The sequence below is a fragment of the Peribacillus folii genome, from assembly GCF_030271255.1.
Lineage (GTDB): Bacteria > Bacillota > Bacilli > Bacillales > DSM-1321 > Peribacillus.
The window spans coordinates 310,793-328,030 of the sequence record NZ_JASJOM010000007.1; the positions used below are offsets into that span (position 1 = coordinate 310,793).

Here is a 17,238-nt window from a genome sequence, read left to right on the forward strand (position 1 = left end):
TACTACTCCTGTTCAGGGTTACGCAGGTAATAACCGACCCCTCTTCTAGTTACAATCCAGCCTGGATGGCTTGGATTGTCTTCAATCTTCTCGCGAAGACGTCTGACCGTTACATCGACGGTCCGTACATCGCCAAAGTAATCATAGCCCCAAACAGTTTGCAATAAGTGCTCCCTTGTCATGACCTGTCCGATATGCTTTGCCAAATAATGAAGCAATTCGAACTCACGGTGAGTCAATTCAATCGTATCTCCCCGCTTTGATACCACATAGGCATCCGGGTGGATCGTAAGCGTTCCTATCGTGATTTCCTTCGGTTCGTTAGCATCTTGATCAGGGACAGGGACAGCTTGCTGACGCCTTAAGTTCGCTTTGACGCGGGCGATTATTTCCCGGGTACTAAACGGTTTCGTCACATAGTCATCTGCACCAAGCTCCAGGCCCAGGACTTTATCAATCTCTGAATCCTTGGCAGTCAGCATGATGATCGGCGTTTCATACTTCTTCCTTACTTCCCTGCAAACCTCCATGCCATCGCGCTGCGGCAGCATGATATCGAGCAAGATCAAATCAGGCTGGCGTTCTTCCACCATTTTGAGCGCTTCGTTGCCATCATACGCACAAAAAACCTCATAGCCCTCTTTTTTCAGATTGAATTGCAGTATATCAGCAATTGGCTTTTCATCGTCCACTACCAAAATTTTCTTATCCATATGTTTAGCTCCTTTTTAATAACTAACCTGAATCTATTAAAAACCGCGTCCTTATCCGGGACTTTTATCCACTTTTCCTTCTGCCTGCACCAATCTAGCATCCTGGGTCAACAAAAGTTTTATTTATATACCCAATAAACAGGCCAGAACACCTCAATGAAAGCAAATTCTATCTATTATACTTTATCATTTTATAGGCATTAAATCACCTTTTTCCTATTATTCTCATCCATGAAGGAAGCAGAAGAAGCCTTCGAATATTTTCGAAGACTTTCATCAATTACTGACTTATATAGTTTAGCGGATTAACCAGCGAACCATTTTTATATACCTCAAAATGGAGGTGGACGCCCGTCGAGTTTCCAGTTGAACCCATCATCCCGATTTTTGCACCCTTTTCAATCTTTTGCCCTGCCTTGACTTCCATTGAATCAAGGTGGGCATACACCGTCTTATATCCATTATTATGGTTGATCGTTATCTTATTTCCATACCCGCCGGCGTTTTCTGCGGATTCGACGATTCCATGATCAGCTGCCGTTATGGTCCTTGTCGATGGACGTGCAATATCGATCCCCTTATGGAGCTTCCCCCATCGTTGGCCCTGCTTGCTGGAAATATAGCCCCCATCTGCAGGCCACGCATAGGTACCGCTGCCCTTAGAAGGGATGACCTTCGTGCCTTTTTTGGTAATTTCCGTTTTCGCTTTTTCGGTGATTTCCTTTTTCACGATCGTTTCACTGATTTTTTTACCGTTTGTCTCGGAAACATTATAAGTGAAGGCTTCGATTCCATCCTTGCCTGCTTGTTCAGTTATGACCTCTCCTTTTGGCAGACCATCATCCTCCTGAACCTTCTTTTCAAAAGGAATCCGTTCTTCTTCAAACACTTCCCTTTCAACCATCACGTTCACATAAGGCTTACGCTCCGTCACAACGAGACGTTCACCCTTCTTAAGCTCCTTGCCTTCAGACTTGCCAGGGTTCAGCTCCAGCAGCTGCCCAGCGTCCATATCATGGCTTGCAGCAATCGACTTCAAGTCATCATCTTCCTTGGCCTCATAAATGACTTTTTCCTCCTTGCCTTCTTCGAGCAAGGCGATGGTTTTATCGACAGTCATGATCTCATCCGGATCGGCCAGTGTCTTTTTAAACGTAACCGGACGCGAAAACTCAATGTCCATGATCCTGCTTCCCGGTTCCTTTAATGATGCCGCCGACTCGCCGTCCTCGTTGTTAGCCGATTCATATGCTTCGTATTCCGCTTCCTCAACATAAAGCAAGGTGAGCTTTTTCACCACTTCCTCCGCATCATCCTTCGATGGAACATAGGCGACCGTTTGCCGATCTATATCGATTGCATACGCTTCGGCTTTAATATCCAAACGATTGGATATTTCCTTAACAGACTGATCCTCTTTCACTTTCTGATCAAATACCTCTTCAGGTACAAACGTCAGCTGGGACTCCTCATCGAATGTGTAATCAGGATATTCTTCCTGTGCTTCCATTACCTTATCCGCCACGATTTTTTCTATCTTTCCTTCATCCAGCACACTCCCGACGAACTCATCATCAAGGTAAACATGGTGGATGGTTGTAGTATCAGGGAGTCCTGCAGCCGTCACTCGGTTTCCCGCCAGCAATAACGCCATGGATACTAGCAACAGGAACATTCCCTTCCCCTTCAAGCTAAACATATGTGGCCCTCCTTAACGGCTCAGTCACCAATTAAGAAACTAATCAAATGTATGTTAAGATGTATTAGTTCAATTTCCATTTCCGTGTCCATGACTGATTTCATAGTATTTTTCCACTCATAACTCTATCATAAGAAGAAAAAAAACAAGAATTAGACTTCATAATGTAATAGAACTGTATAAATGGTGACAACAAGTGCCAATGAAGATATGAGCAAGGAAAGGGACATGACAAACACGAGGTGCGATGGATGCTAGGCTGAGGGCGATTTGGTTGACCATTGGTCTAAATTGGTATATTACAAATCGATAACAAACTATTAACAAGATTTCATTTGCAATACGGACATATAGCAAAAAAAAACGCCCTTTCATTAGGGCGTTTTCAAATAAAGATGGCTCAGGACGGAATCGAACCGCCGACACAAGGATTTTCAGTCCTTTGCTCTACCGACTGAGCTACTGAGCCAAATGTTCCATTTCAAAGCAAAAAATAAAATGGCGGTCCCGACGGGAATCGAACCCGCGATCTCCTGCGTGACAGGCAGGCATGTTAACCGCTACACCACGGGACCAGTGAATTATCAATATAAAGAAGTGACCCATACGGGATTCGAACCCGTGTTACCGCCGTGAAAGGGCGGTGTCTTAACCGCTTGACCAATGGGCCGGAAAAAATGGTGAGCCATGAAGGATTCGAACCTTCGACCCTCTGATTAAAAGTCAGATGCTCTACCAACTGAGCTAATGGCTCGTATTAACGAGATGTTACTGTGTTTCGCTTCGTCGTAACATTATGACGACGCTTATGATAATATCACGATTAATGTAATTTAGGCAATAGTTTTTATGAAATAAAAAAAATTTTTTTATTTATTCCTTCTTTAGCTCCCTTTTTGGCTCTAATCATGAGAAAGAGCCGGCAAAAAAGCCAGCTCCCTATTCATCAAAGATTACGCTAGACGCCAAGGGCTTCTCACGACGTTCGTCTGGTTGCGGTCAGGACCGACAGAGAAAGTCGTCAAAGGAATGCCCACTAATTGTGATACGCGCTCAACATAGTGACGGGCGTTATCTGGAAGCTCATCCAAAGATTTGCATCCTGTGATGTCCTCTGACCAGCCTGGAAGCTCTTCATAAACTGGCTTACATTCGCCAATCGCTTTCAATGTCGCCGGCACCTCATGAATGACTTCGCCTTTGTATTCATAGGCAACACAAATTTTGACCGTATCAAGGCCTGATAATACGTCAATCGAGTTCAATGATAGGTCGGTGATTCCGCTGACACGGCGGGCATGGCGGACGACAACAGCGTCAAACCAGCCAACACGGCGCGGCCTGCCTGTAGTTGTTCCGTATTCACGGCCCACTTCTCGGATTTGGTTGCCGACTTCATCATGCAATTCCGTTGGAAATGGACCATCGCCGACACGGCTTGTATATGCTTTACATACACCGACCACATGGTTGATTTTCGTAGGGCCCACACCAGAACCGATCGTAACGCCGCCGGCAACCGGATTGGATGATGTGACGAATGGATATGTTCCTTGATCGATATCAAGCATGACGCCTTGTGCACCTTCGAATAATACCCGTTTTCCTTCATCAAGCGCATCATTCAATACAACGGATGTATCGCAAACATATTTCTGCACTTGTTGTCCGTACTCGTAGTATTCTTCCAGGATTTCTTCGATTTTGAAACCTTCCGTCTCGTAAAAGCGCTCGAACATACGATTTTTTTCGACAAGGTTTTGAGCTAGCTTTTCCTCGAATATTTCACGGTCCAAAAGGTCTGCCATCCGAATTCCGTTACGGGCTGCTTTGTCCATATAAGCAGGGCCGATCCCTTTTTTGGTCGTTCCGATTTTATTGTCGCCTTTACGTTCTTCTTCGACCTCATCCAATTTGATATGATAAGGAAGAATGACATGCGCGCGGTTGGAAATGCGCAGATTATCCGTACTCACTCCATGGCTATGCAAATAAGCAAGCTCCTCTACAAGAGCTTTAGGATCGACCACCATGCCATTACCGATGACACAAATTTTATCACTATAAAAAATCCCTGACGGAATTAAGTGCAATTTATAAGTAACACCATTAAATTTTATTGTATGCCCCGCATTGTTCCCACCTTGATAACGAGCAATGGCTTCCGCGTTCTGGGATAGAAAATCTGTTATTTTACCTTTACCTTCGTCTCCCCATTGTGTACCGACTACTACAACTGATGACATCTGAATAAAGCACCTCCAAAGGTTCCGTAATACCGATCAATAACCGGTTCTTATCAAACAAACCTATTTTATCAATAATCCAAAGAGGAAGTCAATACAAAAACCGAACATTACAGATTTTATAAAATAATTTGTTCGTAAATATAAGGCACCCTAATGCTTTCATGGCCTGATTCGTTTTGGATTGCCCCCATATCATTCCCTTCGGTTTCTTTTATTATTAATAACTCTGCACTCTTTTTCATGAAAATGAAACAGCCCGCCATGTATTTCATGACAGGCTGTTTCCTATGCCCCGGGCGACATCGAATCATCATCGAAACGCCGTTCGAGGTTAACGAATTTATTGTATTCTTTTACGAAGGCAAGTGAAACCGTTCCTACCGGGCCATTACGCTGTTTCGCTATGATGATTTCAATGATGTTTTTATTCTCCGATTCTTTATCATAATAATCATCACGGTATAAGAATGCCACAATATCAGCATCCTGCTCGATACTTCCCGATTCCCGGATGTCGGACATCATCGGTCGCTTATCCTGGCGCTGCTCCACTCCACGGGATAGCTGGGAAAGGGCGATGACCGGCACTTTAAGCTCACGGGCCAACGCTTTGAGGGAACGTGAAATTTCCGATACCTCTTGCTGCCGGTTGTCGCCTGAACGGCCATCACCTTGAATCAGCTGCAAGTAATCGATCAAGATCATGCCCAGGCCATGCTCCTGCTTCAATCGGCGGCATTTTGAACGGATTTCACCAATCCGGACACCTGGTGTATCATCGATATATATACCGGCATTGGACAAGCTGCCCATCGCCATCGTCAGCTTGCGCCAATCTTCGTCAGTCAAGGAACCTGTCCGTAAATTCTGGGCATTAATGTTTCCTTCAGCACAGAGCATACGCATCACGAGTTGCTCCGCCCCCATCTCAAGACTAAAAATCGCTACATTCTCTTCCGTTTTGGTTGCGACGTTTTGAGCGATATTCAGGGCAAATGCCGTTTTACCTACAGAGGGACGGGCACCGACTATGATGAGATCATTCCGCTGGAAACCCGCCGTCATGCGATCGAGCTCGGCAAATCCGGTCGGGATGCCTGTAACATCGCCTTTCCGGTTAGTCAAGATCTCGATGTTATCGTACGTACTCACCAATACATCCTTGATATTCTGGAAGGCACCGGAGTTCTTGCGCTGGGCCACTTCCATGATCGTTTTTTCTGCTTCCCCAAGCAGCTCCTCGACCTCATCCTCGCGACTGTAGCCTTCCTGGGCAATGTTGGTGGCCGTCCTGATCAATCGTCTAAGCAATGACTTTTCTTCGACGATGCGGGCATAGTATTCAATATTGGCAGCGGTAGGCACTGATCCGGCCAATTCACTTAAATAAGAAACTCCGCCAACTTCTTCAAGGTTTTTTGTCGCAGACAGTTCCTCCGTCACCGTAATCAAATCGACCGCCTTGCCTTCATCATTCAATTTAAGCATCACATTGAAGATCTTTTGATGCGAGCTTCTATAAAAATCCTCCGGAATTAACATTTCCGATGTGACGGTCAGTGAAGATGGTTCAAGAAAAATAGCACCAAGTACAGCTTGTTCCGCTTCTACATTCTGAGGGGGGATCCTATCTTGAAATTGTTCTATCATATCTTAAAACCTCCCATTCTAAGAGGATACCTTTTTGCTGCTTTATACAAATCTAGTCAAAAAGAAAAAAGTGAAAGGACTACATGCCCAATCACATTTTTCGTCTATCTCTATTTTATCAATTTTTCACAGATATGAAACAGCTAAAATTAGTTAATTTCTTTCACATGCACAGTCAATGTTGCCGTGACTTCAGGGTGAAGCTTCACAGGCAGCTTCGTATGTCCTAAAGAACGGATGCCGTCAGCAAGCTCCATCTTACGTTTATCAAGCTTGATGCCATGTTTTTTCTGAAGCTCTGATGCAATCTGCTTCGTGGTGATCGAACCGAACAATCGCCCGCCCTCACCAGCTTTGGCGGATAGCTCGACTGTCAATTTCTCCAATTCCACTTTAAGGTCCTCAGCCTGTTGAAGCTCTTCGGCAGCCAGTGATTGTTCTTTATTCTTCTGCGCTTCCAGCGTTTTCACATTCATATTATTTGCTTCGACGGCCAATCCTTGCTTAATCAGGAAATTATGTGCATAACCATCCGCAACATTTTTCACTTCCCCTTTTTTCCCTTTACCTTTAACGTCTTTTAAAAATATCACTTTCATTCTCTTTGTCCCCCTTCTAAATATTCATCTATAGCCGCTTTCAACCGGTTTTCGGCTTCTTCGATCGAGCATGCCTGCTGAGTGGCGGCATTCGTCAAGTGCCCGCCTCCATTCAGCATTTCCATGATCACCTGAACATTAATATCCCCTAGAGAGCGTGCACTGATGCCGACTTTATCATCGGATCGCTTTGCCATGACAAAGGAAGCAACGACACCATCCATCGTCAATAGGGTGTCCGCAGCCTGAGCAATAAGCACCTGATTGTGAACCTGGTCGGTTTTATCAGAGGCAATGGCAATTCCTTTTTTATAAAAGATCACTTCTTCAATGAGCTTCGACCGTTTAATGTAAGTGTCCACGTCTTCCTTGAGGAATTTCTGGACGAGAACCGTATCGGCACCATGCGCCCTCAAATATGAAGCAGCATCAAAGGTACGGGAACCAGTCCTTAATGTGAAGCTTTTCGTATCCACAATGATCCCTGCAAGCAGCGCTGTCGATTCCAGCATGTCGATCTTCGAGCGCTTCGGCTGGTATTCAAGCAGCTCCGTAACAAGCTCGGCCGTTGAAGACGCATATGGCTCCATATAGACAAGCAATGAGTTCTTGATGAACTCCTCGCCGCGGCGATGATGGTCAATGACTACCACCTTATCGATCCGACTCAATAACCGCTCTTCAATCACCATCGAAGGTTTATGCGTATCTACCACTACGAGCAATGTCTCATCCGTGATCATTTCTAACGCTTCATCAGGCGTTATGAACCGGGCATACAGGTCTTCTTTATTCTTGATTTCTTCCATCAAACGAAGAACACTGCTATCCAGCTGTTGGGTGTTAATGACAATGTAGCCTTCCCGTTCATTCATTTGGGCGACCTTCAAGATGCCGATCGCTGAACCGATTGCGTCCATATCCGGGTTTTTATGGCCCATTACAATGACTTTATCGCTATCAAGGACAATATCCTTCAACGCATGGGAAATGACTCGTGCACGGACCCTTGTGCGTTTTTCCATCGGGTTGGTCTTTCCGCCATAGAATTTCACTTTTCCATTCGACTGCTTGATTGCGACCTGATCACCGCCCCGTCCAAGCGCAAGGTCCAGGCTGGACTGCGCGAGCGAGCCTAGTTCAGGTAGTGATGATACTGCCGAGCCGACACCTATGCTTAAGGTCAATGGAACGTTTTGCTTGGCTGTCGTTTCCCTGATTTCATCCAGGATCGAGAATTTCCCCTTCTCCAGCTGCTGCAGAATATGTTCATTGAAGATAGCAATGAATCGTTCCGAGGAAACACGTTTGAAGAAAACACCATTATCCCTTGCCCATTTGTCAAGGAGCGAGGTGACTAAGCTATTGATGCTGCTTTTACGCTGATCGTCCATCCCCTGTGTCAAATCATCATAGTTATCAAGGAGGATGATGGCAATTGCCGTCCGTTCATCTTCATATAGCTTCTCGATCTCCACTTGCTCCGTCACATCAAAGAAGTAAAGGAGTCTTTCCTCACGCTTATGGACCACCTTGAATTTCCGGTCATGGAGCGTAAGTGTCTCTGTCTCGATTTCTTGTTTGATTAATGGGACGATCGAGTCTGCGACATCATATAGCGACCTTCCTGCCAATGAATCCTCGCTAAAACAGGAGGCCAGAAATGGATTGGTCCATTCGATGTAATAATCTTCATTAAAGAGCATGATCCCGATCGGCATTTCCAATAATGCTTCCTCGCCGACCTTCTTTAATCGGTAAGATAAAGTCGTTATATATTCTTCTGTCTTACGTTGTTTTTTTTCGACCATTCTTAACGTTAAATAAAATAAACCCGCTAGAATCAACAGTCCAATCAGGGCAATGACCCAATTGTAATAAGCCAGGACGCCCAAAAGTAACACGCCTGCGGCCAGAATCCCATATAAAGGGGATTTGATTGAGTATTCCTTCAAATAAGATGGCATAGTTTCAGCTCCTAAAAGCATCTGTTTTACAAAAAGCTAACCCTTTTTCCTGAATGTCTCCCTGAAAGGAAAGCCTAAATCCATTATACCTAAAAAACGGATGACCGTCGTGATAATCGGAAGCGGAAACAGCAAGGTCACAACCAGGATCATGACGGGGATGGCCTTGGCCCATGATTTCACATGAGCGAAATAAAAAATCAGGGAGTATCCCTGCAATGACATGAAGAACTGCAGGATGAAAAATAAGTTCGTTATGGCCATATATACAAAGCCATCCTTGTCCGTATTCGCAAAAAGGGCAAGAAGCATCGTAATTAAATAATACCATAAAAGGCTTTTCGGGAGTCGCAGATCTCGAAAATGCGGCCACTTTAGCGCCTTTTCACTGAATCGCTTCAAAATGGGATGCGCCGCCAGGAAAATGAGCAATACCATCAATACGGACATCAATACGAATAAACTTGGCATCAAGGTATAAAACATATCGATGAAATCATTCATCCTCGTTTTAATTTCTTCCGTCTGTGCCTGTTCAAGAGATCCCATGATATTGACCGGATTCTCAGTGGTTTCTTTCAGCATCTTCAAAGCCATATCTATGTAATTCACATTCGTTATCAATACGGAGGCTGCATATATGATGATTATGCCTCCCAAGAACACAAGGACTGCACTTATGAACGCAGTTGCCATCGGTTTATCCTTCTTCAAGCAATAGCCGATCGCGATTCCCGTCACTCCCATCAGCAGGGTCAAAGGAACTGATACCATCGACCCGACAAGGAGCGTCAATAGCGAAGCGATGAATAAGTAACCCAAGCTCCAAGAAAACTTTTGCTTGCTTGCAAACAAAATGAAAGGAGTCGGTAAAAAGAAAAATGTGATGATACTCAGTAGCGGGACATGGACGCTAATGAACAGTACTATGCAATAGAGTGCCAAAAGGGCCCCGCCCTCTGCAATTCTTCTCCCGTTATTCAGCATTTTTTTCACCCCCTGTTTGATTGTCTTTTGTTCATCTTTATATTGTATCCGTTACGGCCAGGATATTTCAAACATGACAGTCTTTTTTCTGGATATGAATTTTATTTAATTTAAAAATAAAAAAACCGCCATTTGAGCGGATTTCAGGAAAAAGAAATGAATTATAAAAAAAGGCGCATTGAGGAAGATACCTCAATGCGCCCATTCAATCATTATTCACCAGATACGTATGGAAGTAATGCCATAGTACGTGAGCGTTTAATAGCAATCGTTAATTTACGTTGATATTTAGCGCTTGTGCCAGTTACACGACGTGGTAAGATTTTACCGCGTTCTGAGACGAATTTTTTAAGAAGGTCTGTATCTTTGTAATCAATTTTAGTGATTCCGTTAGATGTGAAATAACAAACCTTTTTACGCTTACCGCGTCCTTTACGTCCACCCATTGCCATAATATATTTCCCTCCCTGCATTTTGAATTTTCCCTTTTAAACGGCTGTTTAAAATGGTAGATCGTCATCTGAAATGTCGATGGTCTTACCGTCATTTGCAAATGGATCATCATCTACACGAGTGTAGTTGTTATTGCTCCGTTGATTCTGATTAGGATTTTGTCCATACGAATTGTTGTCATTTCCGTTATTATTGTTGCCATAACTTCTTTGACCCCCGCCGTAAGAACCGCCTTCATTTCTTTCACCCGCTGAACTGCTTCGTGGTTCAAGGAACTGAACGCTCTCAGCCAGAATCTCCGTCACATATACGCGTTTGCCGTCTTGTCCTTCATAATTACGTGTTTGGACACGTCCATCCACGCCAGCCAAACTGCCTTTTTTCAAGAAGTTAGCTACATTTTCTGCCGGTTTACGCCAAACTACACAGTTAATGAAGTCCGCTTCACGTTCACCTTGCTGGTTCGTAAAACTACGGTTCACAGCTAAGGTAAAGGTAGCTACGGGAACTCCATTAGGTGTATATCGTAATTCAGGATCTTTAGTTAAGCGTCCTACCAAAACTACGCGATTCATCATCAGAATCAACCCCTAGGTTTCAAGCCCGTTTCATGTGAAACAAGGTTAGAAAATTTATATTAAAATCGAATTAAACTTCTTCTCTAGTAGCCATGTGGCGAATGATGTCTTCACTGATTTTAGCAAGACGATCGAATTCTTGGATCGCAGCACTTTCAGCGTTAACTTTAAGAAGCATGTAGTAACCATCGCGGAAATCATTGATTTCATATGCAAGACGGCGTTTACCCCATTCTTTTGCTTCTACTTCCGCACCATTGTCAGTAAGGATTGTGTTGAAACGTTCAACTAAAGCTTTTTTAGCTTCTTCCTCAATGTTTGGACGGATGATATACATAATTTCGTATTTTCTCATCACAGTCACCTCCTTTTGGTCTAAGCGGCCCTATTGGGCAAGGAGCAATTATTTATAATTACTCACAAGATGAAATTATAGCATAGTTATGGAGTCTTTGCAATAAATGGTTCTACTTTGATGAAAGACCCCGCAAATTAAATGGCAGGGTCTCTCAGTCTTATACGTTAAAACGGAAATGGATGACATCGCCATCGTTAACGATATATTCTTTTCCTTCAAGCCGCACTTTTCCAGCTTCTTTTGCAGCACCATGACTGCCCGCTTCAAGCAAGTCTGTGTATGAAACGACTTCGGCACGGATGAAACCGCGTTCGAAATCGGTATGGATGACACCGGCACATTGAGGGGCCTTCATGCCTTTGCGGAATGTCCAAGCACGCACTTCCTGGACACCAGCGGTAAAGTATGTCGCCAATCCTAGCAGGTTATAGGAGGCACGGATCAATTGGTCAAGGCCGGACTCCTCAATGCCAAGCTCGGACAAGAACATTTCCTTTTCTTCACCTTCAAGCTCGGCAATTTCTTCTTCGATTTTGGCACAAATCACGATCACTTCTGCATTTTCCTTCGCTGCATACTCACGGACCTGTTGCACATATTCGTTGTCATCGGCATTTGCGACCTCATCTTCGCTTACGTTTGCCACATAAAGCGTCGGCTTCGCCGTAAGCAAATGCATGCCCTTGACGATTTTCAGCTGTTCTGCCGTAAATTCAACGGAACGGGCAGGCTTTTCCTCTTCCAATGCCGCTTTCAACGTGACAAGGATTTCATGTTCGGCCACAGCGTCTTTATCTTTTTGCTTGGCCATTTTTCCGACACGGTCGATGCGTTTATCAACCGATTCCAAGTCAGCAAGGATCAATTCAAGATTGATGACTTCAATGTCATCGATCGGGTTCACCGTTCCGGAAACATGGGTAATGTTATCATCAGCGAAGCAACGGACAACCTGACAGATTGCATCGACTTGACGGATATGGGAAAGGAATTTATTTCCAAGACCTTCACCTTTACTCGCCCCTTTTACAATGCCTGCAATATCCGTGAATTCAAAAGCAGTCGGGACCGTTTTTTTCGGCTGGACCAATTCGGTCAATTTTTGCAAACGGTGATCCGGCACTTCAACGATTCCGACATTCGGGTCGATCGTACAAAAAGGATAGTTCGCAGATTCCGCACCTGCCTGAGTAATTGCATTAAATAAAGTGGATTTCCCTACGTTAGGCAAACCGACAATACCAGCTGTTAAAGCCATTTATATTTCACTCCTTCAAGATAGTTCGTACATCTGGAAAAAAGATTGATCTTCGATAAGGACCATCTTATTACCTAAACCTTTCCCAATTATAGATTTCGCTTCCTAAAAAGACAAGTAAATCATTGAGATGGAGAGACCTCTTTCCAACAAAGAAAAAAGCATGATCACTTCTCATGCTTTTCCAGGACCTTTTTCATTTTCTTTGCGAATTCACGTCGTGCCAGCATTACGCTATGCCCGCAGCCTTCACATTTTATCCGGATATCCATACCAAGGCGAATGATTTTCCACTTATTCACACCGCACGGATGTGGTTTTTTCATTTCCACGATATCGTTCAGCGCAAATTCTTTTTCCTCCATGACCCTTGAGCCCCCTAATTCCTATGACTCGCTGCCGCTGTAAGTCGATTTAATTCCGATTGTATCAAGGGCAGCACTAATTTCTTTTCTCAAGATCCTGCTGAATTCGACATTTTGCAGCGGCTTTGTTTCCGCTGTGACCCGAAGGACGACTTCATCGGGATTCAGTGTTTCGATTCCCAAAAATTCAGGAGCTTTCACCAAGGCATCGTATTTGCCTTCCATGCTGTTCAAGAGCTCGATCAGGACCCTTTCGGCACGCTCAATCGATCTGTCATTGGCAATCGTCACATCAACTACGGCCTTGCTGTTCAAAATGGAATAATTGGTGACCTGAATGATGCTTCCATTAGGGATGAAATGCAATTCCCCTGCATTACTCTTAATTTTCGTTGTCCGAAGCCCAATTTCAATGACTTCTCCCTCATAGGTATTTATTTTAATATAATCACCAACCGAAAATTGATCTTCAAAGATTACGAAAAATCCTGTGATGATATCCTTGACCAAACTTTGGGCACCGAACCCAATGGCCAAACCGATTACTCCCGCGCCGGCAAGCAATGGCATTACATGCAGTCCGAAAATTTCCAGGATCATCATCAGGGCGATGAAATTGATCACATAGGTGATGATATTTTCCAGCAACTTTATGAGGGTCGTTTCCCGCCGCTCCGAAACACGAAGGGGACTTCTCATACGTGCTTTGAAGAATTTATTTAAAAGGGTCTTTCCTATAGTGATAATAATACGCGATAATAATAGAACAAGGAAGATTTTAATGATGCCCTCGCCCATCAACAACCATATCTTTTCATCCAATAATTCGTTTGTTACGTTCTCATACATGCGATTCATGTTTTCCTCCTACCTATTGCATAATGCTGCAAAACTTTTTCTCTTCTCTATGATTTTCTTTATGGACGTAATCCCTGTACCCATCTTGCATTAAACTAACCATGATTAAGAGAAGTTTTCTCTATTTTAACAATAAATAATGGTTTCTGTACAAAAAAAATATGGGTATAGAGGTAAAGAAATAGTCGTTTTTTCCCAAATGATCAAGCAAAAACATTATAGAAAGCAATTGGTAGAAAGGAGAAAAAAATCCAAGCATCTCCCCTTCGCCCGTTTGCAGGCTCTACAAAATATCCCCTCAACGATTACATTAAACACCGTATATTTTTCCCTTTTTATCCGTATACTGTAATACCGAATAATAATAAAGGAGCTGAGTCGATGAATCTGAATTCTAGTCTATTTCATGCTAATAAAAATAGATTGAGTCGCATCCTTCATGAAGATACGGATGCATCCAAACAAATTTCCCAGGAATTGATTAACCTTTTGCCCACCGGAAAGCTTCAGCCCATCGTCATTGTCTGCATCGGCACAGACCGTTCAACAGGCGATTCACTAGGACCACTTGTCGGCACTTTACTTAGCGAGAAAACGGAAAACGGCTCTTCTCCTTTCCATGTGCATGGTACACTGGATGACCCTATTCATGCGATGAATTTGCAGGAAAAACTGAACGAGATAAACAAGATCCATACCAATCCCTTCATCATCGGCATCGATGCCTGCTTAGGGAAATTAAAAAGCGTCGGCATCGTCCAAATCGGGCAAGGCCCCGTGAAACCTGGTGCGGGAGTCAATAAAGATCTGCCTTCCGTTGGTAATGCTCATATCACGGGAATCGTCAATGTCAGTGGATTCATGGAATTCATGGTCCTGCAAAACACTCGTCTCAACCTTGTACTGAAAATGGCCAAAACCATTGCCGAAGGGATCGATGAAGCGAAAAATCTTTATCAAGCAAAACCAGCCATCACCCCATTCACTTGGACATTGAAGCAAGAAAAAACGCTTTAAACAGGAAAGAACTTCGCTGCCCCTAAAGCGGGCTTATCAATAATCAAAAAGAAGGAAGGGAATGCTCCCTTCCTTCTTTTTTTATACATAATACATGACCGTAACGAGTATGGCCGTGATGAGGATACCCGGAAGCAGGTTTGCGACCCTGATTTTGGTCACGCCAATGATGTTCAGGCCTATCGCCAAAATCATGACGCCACCGGTGGCGGTCATTTCCAGTATGAAGGAATCCATCAGTTCAGTCGGTATCACCGTATTGATTTGCCTTGAAAAGATTGCAATGAACCCTTCATAGATGATGATCGGAAATGCCGAAAAGAGGACACCTATGCCCAGCGTGCTGGCGAGGACAAGTGCAGTGAACCCATCAATGATCGCTTTCGTTATCAAAACATCATGATTATTGCGGATACCGCTGTCAAGGGCACCGATGATGGCCATCGCCCCGATCCCGAATATGAGCGTAGCCGTTACAAAGCCCTGTGATATTGAAGTTCCTTCCTTCGCCTTCATCCTTCGCTCGATCCAATTGCCTAAAGAATTCAGCCTGCCCTCAAGATTGATCCATTCGCCAAGGGCTGCCCCGCCAACCATACTTAAAATGACAAGAATGAACTGCTCACTTTTCAATCCCATCTGCAAACCTAAAACCATGATGGCCAAGCCGATACCACTCATGACCGTTTCTTTTATCTTTTCAGGTATATGCTGTAAATACCTTCCCAAAATCGAACCGATTATAATGCATGCGCCATTCACCAAAGTTCCTAATAATACCATCTGAATCCACCTATTTTTCGACAGGAAAAAATTAAATCGACATGCCATTTTTCAGGTTAAGAAGAAAGGTTCTCTCGGTCGATCAAGTCCAAAATCCTCTCTAAATCTTCTTTTGAAAAAAATTCGATTTCTATTTTCCCTTTTTTCTTGCTCTGCTTTATCGTTACACCAGTTCCAAGCCTTTCACGAAGGCTTGTCTCCCGTTGCTTTATGAATATATCTTTTTTCTCTTCTCTCTTTGGTTTCGTTTCACGTGAAACGGAATCGTTCAATTGATGTATGTATTGCTCCAGCTGCCTTACATTCATTCCTTCTTTGAGGATTTTATCCACTACCGGCTTCAGCATCTCCTTGTTCTTAATGCCCAATAATGCGCGGCCATGCCCCATCGACAATTTCCCGGCCGATATATGGCTTCTTATCCCTTCGGGCAGGGATAGCAATCGCACATGATTAGCGATATGGGGCCGGCTTTTCCCCAGTCGATTGGCCAGCTGCTCCTGGGTGAATTCCAGTTTTTCAAGCAGCGTTTGATAAGCTGCCGCTTCCTCGATCGGATTCAGATCTTCCCTTTGCAGGTTTTCCAATATGGCCAGCTCCATCATCTGCTGTTCATCCAATTCCCGTACAACCACAGGAACTGTCTTTAAGCCAGCTTCCTTCGCCGCACGATAGCGTCTCTCCCCGGCCACGATTTCATAACCCTTGATACTTTTCCGGGCAATAATCGGCTGTAATATCCCGTGCTCCTCGATCGATTTCTTCAATTCCTCTATCGCTTCAAGCCGGAAGTCCTTTCGGGGCTGATAAGGATTTGGCCTTAATTCCCTTAATTTGATTTCGCGCACGATTTCATCTTTACTTATCTCGCCATTATTAAAAAGTGCGTTAAGTCCTTTGCCAAGTCCTTTAGCCATTTGATACCACTTCCTTTGCCAATTCTAAATAGACCTCCGCTCCGCGTGACTTCGGATCATAAATGATGATTGGTTCCCCATGGCTCGGTGCCTCGCTCAACCGCACATTGCGGGGGATGATCGTTTGATAAACTTTATCCTGGAAGTATTTTTTGACTTCTTCAATGACCTGGATACCTAAATTCGTCCTTGCATCCAGCATCGTCAATAGCACACCTTCGATTTTCAGCTCATGATTCAAATGCTTTTGCACGAGCCGAACCGTATTGAGGAGCTGACTTAAGCCCTCCAATGCATAATATTCGCATTGGACTGGAATCAAAACGGCATCAGCCGCCGTCAAGGCATTAAGCGTGAGCAACCCCAGTGAAGGGGGGCAGTCAATCACGATGTAATCATATTGGCTTTGCACCTCTTCCAATGCTCTTTTTAAGCGCACTTCCCTTGATATCGTCGGTACCAGTTCAATCTCAGCACCTGCAAGTTGAATGGTCGCAGGTATGGCATATAAGTTTTCCACCTTTGTTTCCAGGATAACGGTACTGGCTTCGACATCGTCCACCAATACATCATAAATACATTGCTCTACATCTGCTTTATCAATACCCGCCCCACTTGTCGCATTTCCCTGCGGGTCGATATCGACCATCAAGACTTTCTGCCCTATGTAAGCGAGGCAAGCACTTAGACTGACAGACGTTGTCGTTTTTCCAACACCGCCTTTTTGATTGGCAATGGCTAGAATCTTACCCACGGATTCACCTGCTTTCAACTATCTTCAACACGC

The 17,238-nt window shown here is 44.1% G+C and carries 17 protein-coding genes and 4 tRNA genes; 1 reads left to right on the forward strand and 20 read right to left on the reverse strand.

The window, feature by feature from the left end; genetic code table 11:
• Positions 1-2 precede the first annotated feature (2 nt).
• From yycF to QNI08_RS14355, 17 genes are all read right to left on the reverse strand, one after another.
• Positions 3-713, reverse strand: a complete 711-nt coding sequence (yycF, locus tag QNI08_RS14275; RefSeq protein ID WP_057914122.1) for a response regulator YycF — start codon at positions 711-713, stop codon at positions 3-5.
• Between the two features lie 280 nt (positions 714-993).
• Positions 994-2,412, reverse strand: a complete 1,419-nt coding sequence (locus QNI08_RS14280) for a peptidoglycan DD-metalloendopeptidase family protein (RefSeq protein ID WP_285768079.1) — start codon at positions 2,410-2,412, stop codon at positions 994-996.
• Positions 2,413-2,808: 396 nt separating this feature from the next.
• A tRNA-Phe gene (locus tag QNI08_RS14285) sits at positions 2,809-2,881 on the reverse strand.
• A gap of 30 nt (positions 2,882-2,911) precedes the next feature.
• Positions 2,912-2,987, reverse strand: a tRNA-Asp gene (locus tag QNI08_RS14290).
• A gap of 23 nt (positions 2,988-3,010) precedes the next feature.
• A tRNA-Glu gene (locus tag QNI08_RS14295) sits at positions 3,011-3,082 on the reverse strand.
• 8 nt (positions 3,083-3,090) lie between these two features.
• Positions 3,091-3,166: transfer RNA gene (locus tag QNI08_RS14300), tRNA-Lys, on the reverse strand.
• A 199-nt stretch (positions 3,167-3,365) separates the two neighbouring features.
• Entirely contained in the window at positions 3,366-4,658 is a 1,293-nt protein-coding gene (locus tag QNI08_RS14305) for an adenylosuccinate synthase (protein ID WP_285768080.1), read from the reverse strand.
• 288 nt (positions 4,659-4,946) lie between these two features.
• Positions 4,947-6,311 carry a replicative DNA helicase gene (dnaB, locus tag QNI08_RS14310; RefSeq protein WP_285768081.1) on the reverse strand — a complete coding sequence of 455 codons (1,365 nt, stop codon included), beginning with the start codon at positions 6,309-6,311 and terminating at the stop codon, positions 4,947-4,949.
• 149 nt (positions 6,312-6,460) lie between these two features.
• Positions 6,461-6,910 (reverse strand): 50S ribosomal protein L9, encoded by a 450-nt coding sequence (gene rplI / locus QNI08_RS14315; protein ID WP_285768082.1) that lies wholly within the window; start codon positions 6,908-6,910, stop codon positions 6,461-6,463.
• Positions 6,907-8,877, reverse strand: a complete 1,971-nt coding sequence (locus QNI08_RS14320) for a DHH family phosphoesterase (protein WP_285768083.1) — start codon at positions 8,875-8,877, stop codon at positions 6,907-6,909. Before QNI08_RS14320 ends, rplI begins: the two co-directional genes overlap by 4 nt.
• Positions 8,878-8,913: 36 nt before the next feature.
• Complete coding sequence (locus tag QNI08_RS14325; protein ID WP_285768084.1) at positions 8,914-9,864, reverse strand: YybS family protein; 951 nt, start codon at positions 9,862-9,864, stop codon at positions 8,914-8,916.
• Between the two features lie 212 nt (positions 9,865-10,076).
• Positions 10,077-10,316, reverse strand: coding sequence for a 30S ribosomal protein S18 (rpsR, locus tag QNI08_RS14330; protein WP_053348323.1), 240 nt, complete (start codon positions 10,314-10,316; stop codon positions 10,077-10,079).
• A 48-nt stretch (positions 10,317-10,364) separates the two neighbouring features.
• Positions 10,365-10,895 carry a single-stranded DNA-binding protein gene (ssb, locus tag QNI08_RS14335; protein ID WP_285768085.1) on the reverse strand — a complete coding sequence of 177 codons (531 nt, stop codon included), beginning with the start codon at positions 10,893-10,895 and terminating at the stop codon, positions 10,365-10,367.
• A 70-nt stretch (positions 10,896-10,965) separates the two neighbouring features.
• Complete coding sequence (gene rpsF, locus QNI08_RS14340; RefSeq protein ID WP_061141437.1) at positions 10,966-11,250, reverse strand: 30S ribosomal protein S6; 285 nt, start codon at positions 11,248-11,250, stop codon at positions 10,966-10,968.
• 160 nt (positions 11,251-11,410) lie between these two features.
• Complete coding sequence (gene ychF, locus QNI08_RS14345) at positions 11,411-12,511, reverse strand: redox-regulated ATPase YchF (protein WP_285768086.1); 1,101 nt, start codon at positions 12,509-12,511, stop codon at positions 11,411-11,413.
• A gap of 167 nt (positions 12,512-12,678) precedes the next feature.
• The gene (locus QNI08_RS14350; RefSeq protein ID WP_057914158.1) at positions 12,679-12,876 is read right to left on the reverse strand and encodes a DUF951 domain-containing protein; all 198 of its coding nucleotides are present in this window, start codon (positions 12,874-12,876) and stop codon (positions 12,679-12,681) included.
• Positions 12,877-12,897: 21 nt separating this feature from the next.
• On the reverse strand, positions 12,898-13,734 hold the full coding sequence (locus QNI08_RS14355; RefSeq protein WP_285768087.1) for a mechanosensitive ion channel family protein: 837 nt from the start codon (positions 13,732-13,734) through the stop codon (positions 12,898-12,900).
• Between the two features lie 381 nt (positions 13,735-14,115).
• Between QNI08_RS14355 and yyaC the strand changes: the two genes are divergently transcribed.
• Entirely contained in the window at positions 14,116-14,751 is a 636-nt protein-coding gene (gene yyaC, locus QNI08_RS14360) for a spore protease YyaC (protein ID WP_285768088.1), read from the forward strand.
• An 81-nt stretch (positions 14,752-14,832) separates the two neighbouring features.
• Here the strand turns inward: yyaC and QNI08_RS14365 are convergent, their stop codons facing one another.
• The 3 genes from QNI08_RS14365 to QNI08_RS14375 are packed head-to-tail and all read right to left on the reverse strand — an operon-like array spanning position 14,833 to position 17,205.
• A complete protein-coding gene (locus tag QNI08_RS14365) occupies positions 14,833-15,534 on the reverse strand; it encodes a DUF554 domain-containing protein (protein ID WP_285768089.1) in 702 nt (233 codons plus the stop codon).
• A 56-nt stretch (positions 15,535-15,590) separates the two neighbouring features.
• The gene (locus QNI08_RS14370; protein WP_285768090.1) at positions 15,591-16,451 is read right to left on the reverse strand and encodes a ParB/RepB/Spo0J family partition protein; all 861 of its coding nucleotides are present in this window, start codon (positions 16,449-16,451) and stop codon (positions 15,591-15,593) included.
• Positions 16,444-17,205, reverse strand: a complete 762-nt coding sequence (locus tag QNI08_RS14375) for a ParA family protein (protein WP_285768091.1) — start codon at positions 17,203-17,205, stop codon at positions 16,444-16,446. The genes QNI08_RS14370 and QNI08_RS14375 overlap by 8 nt, the downstream gene beginning before the upstream one ends.
• Positions 17,206-17,238: the final 33 nt, after the last annotated feature.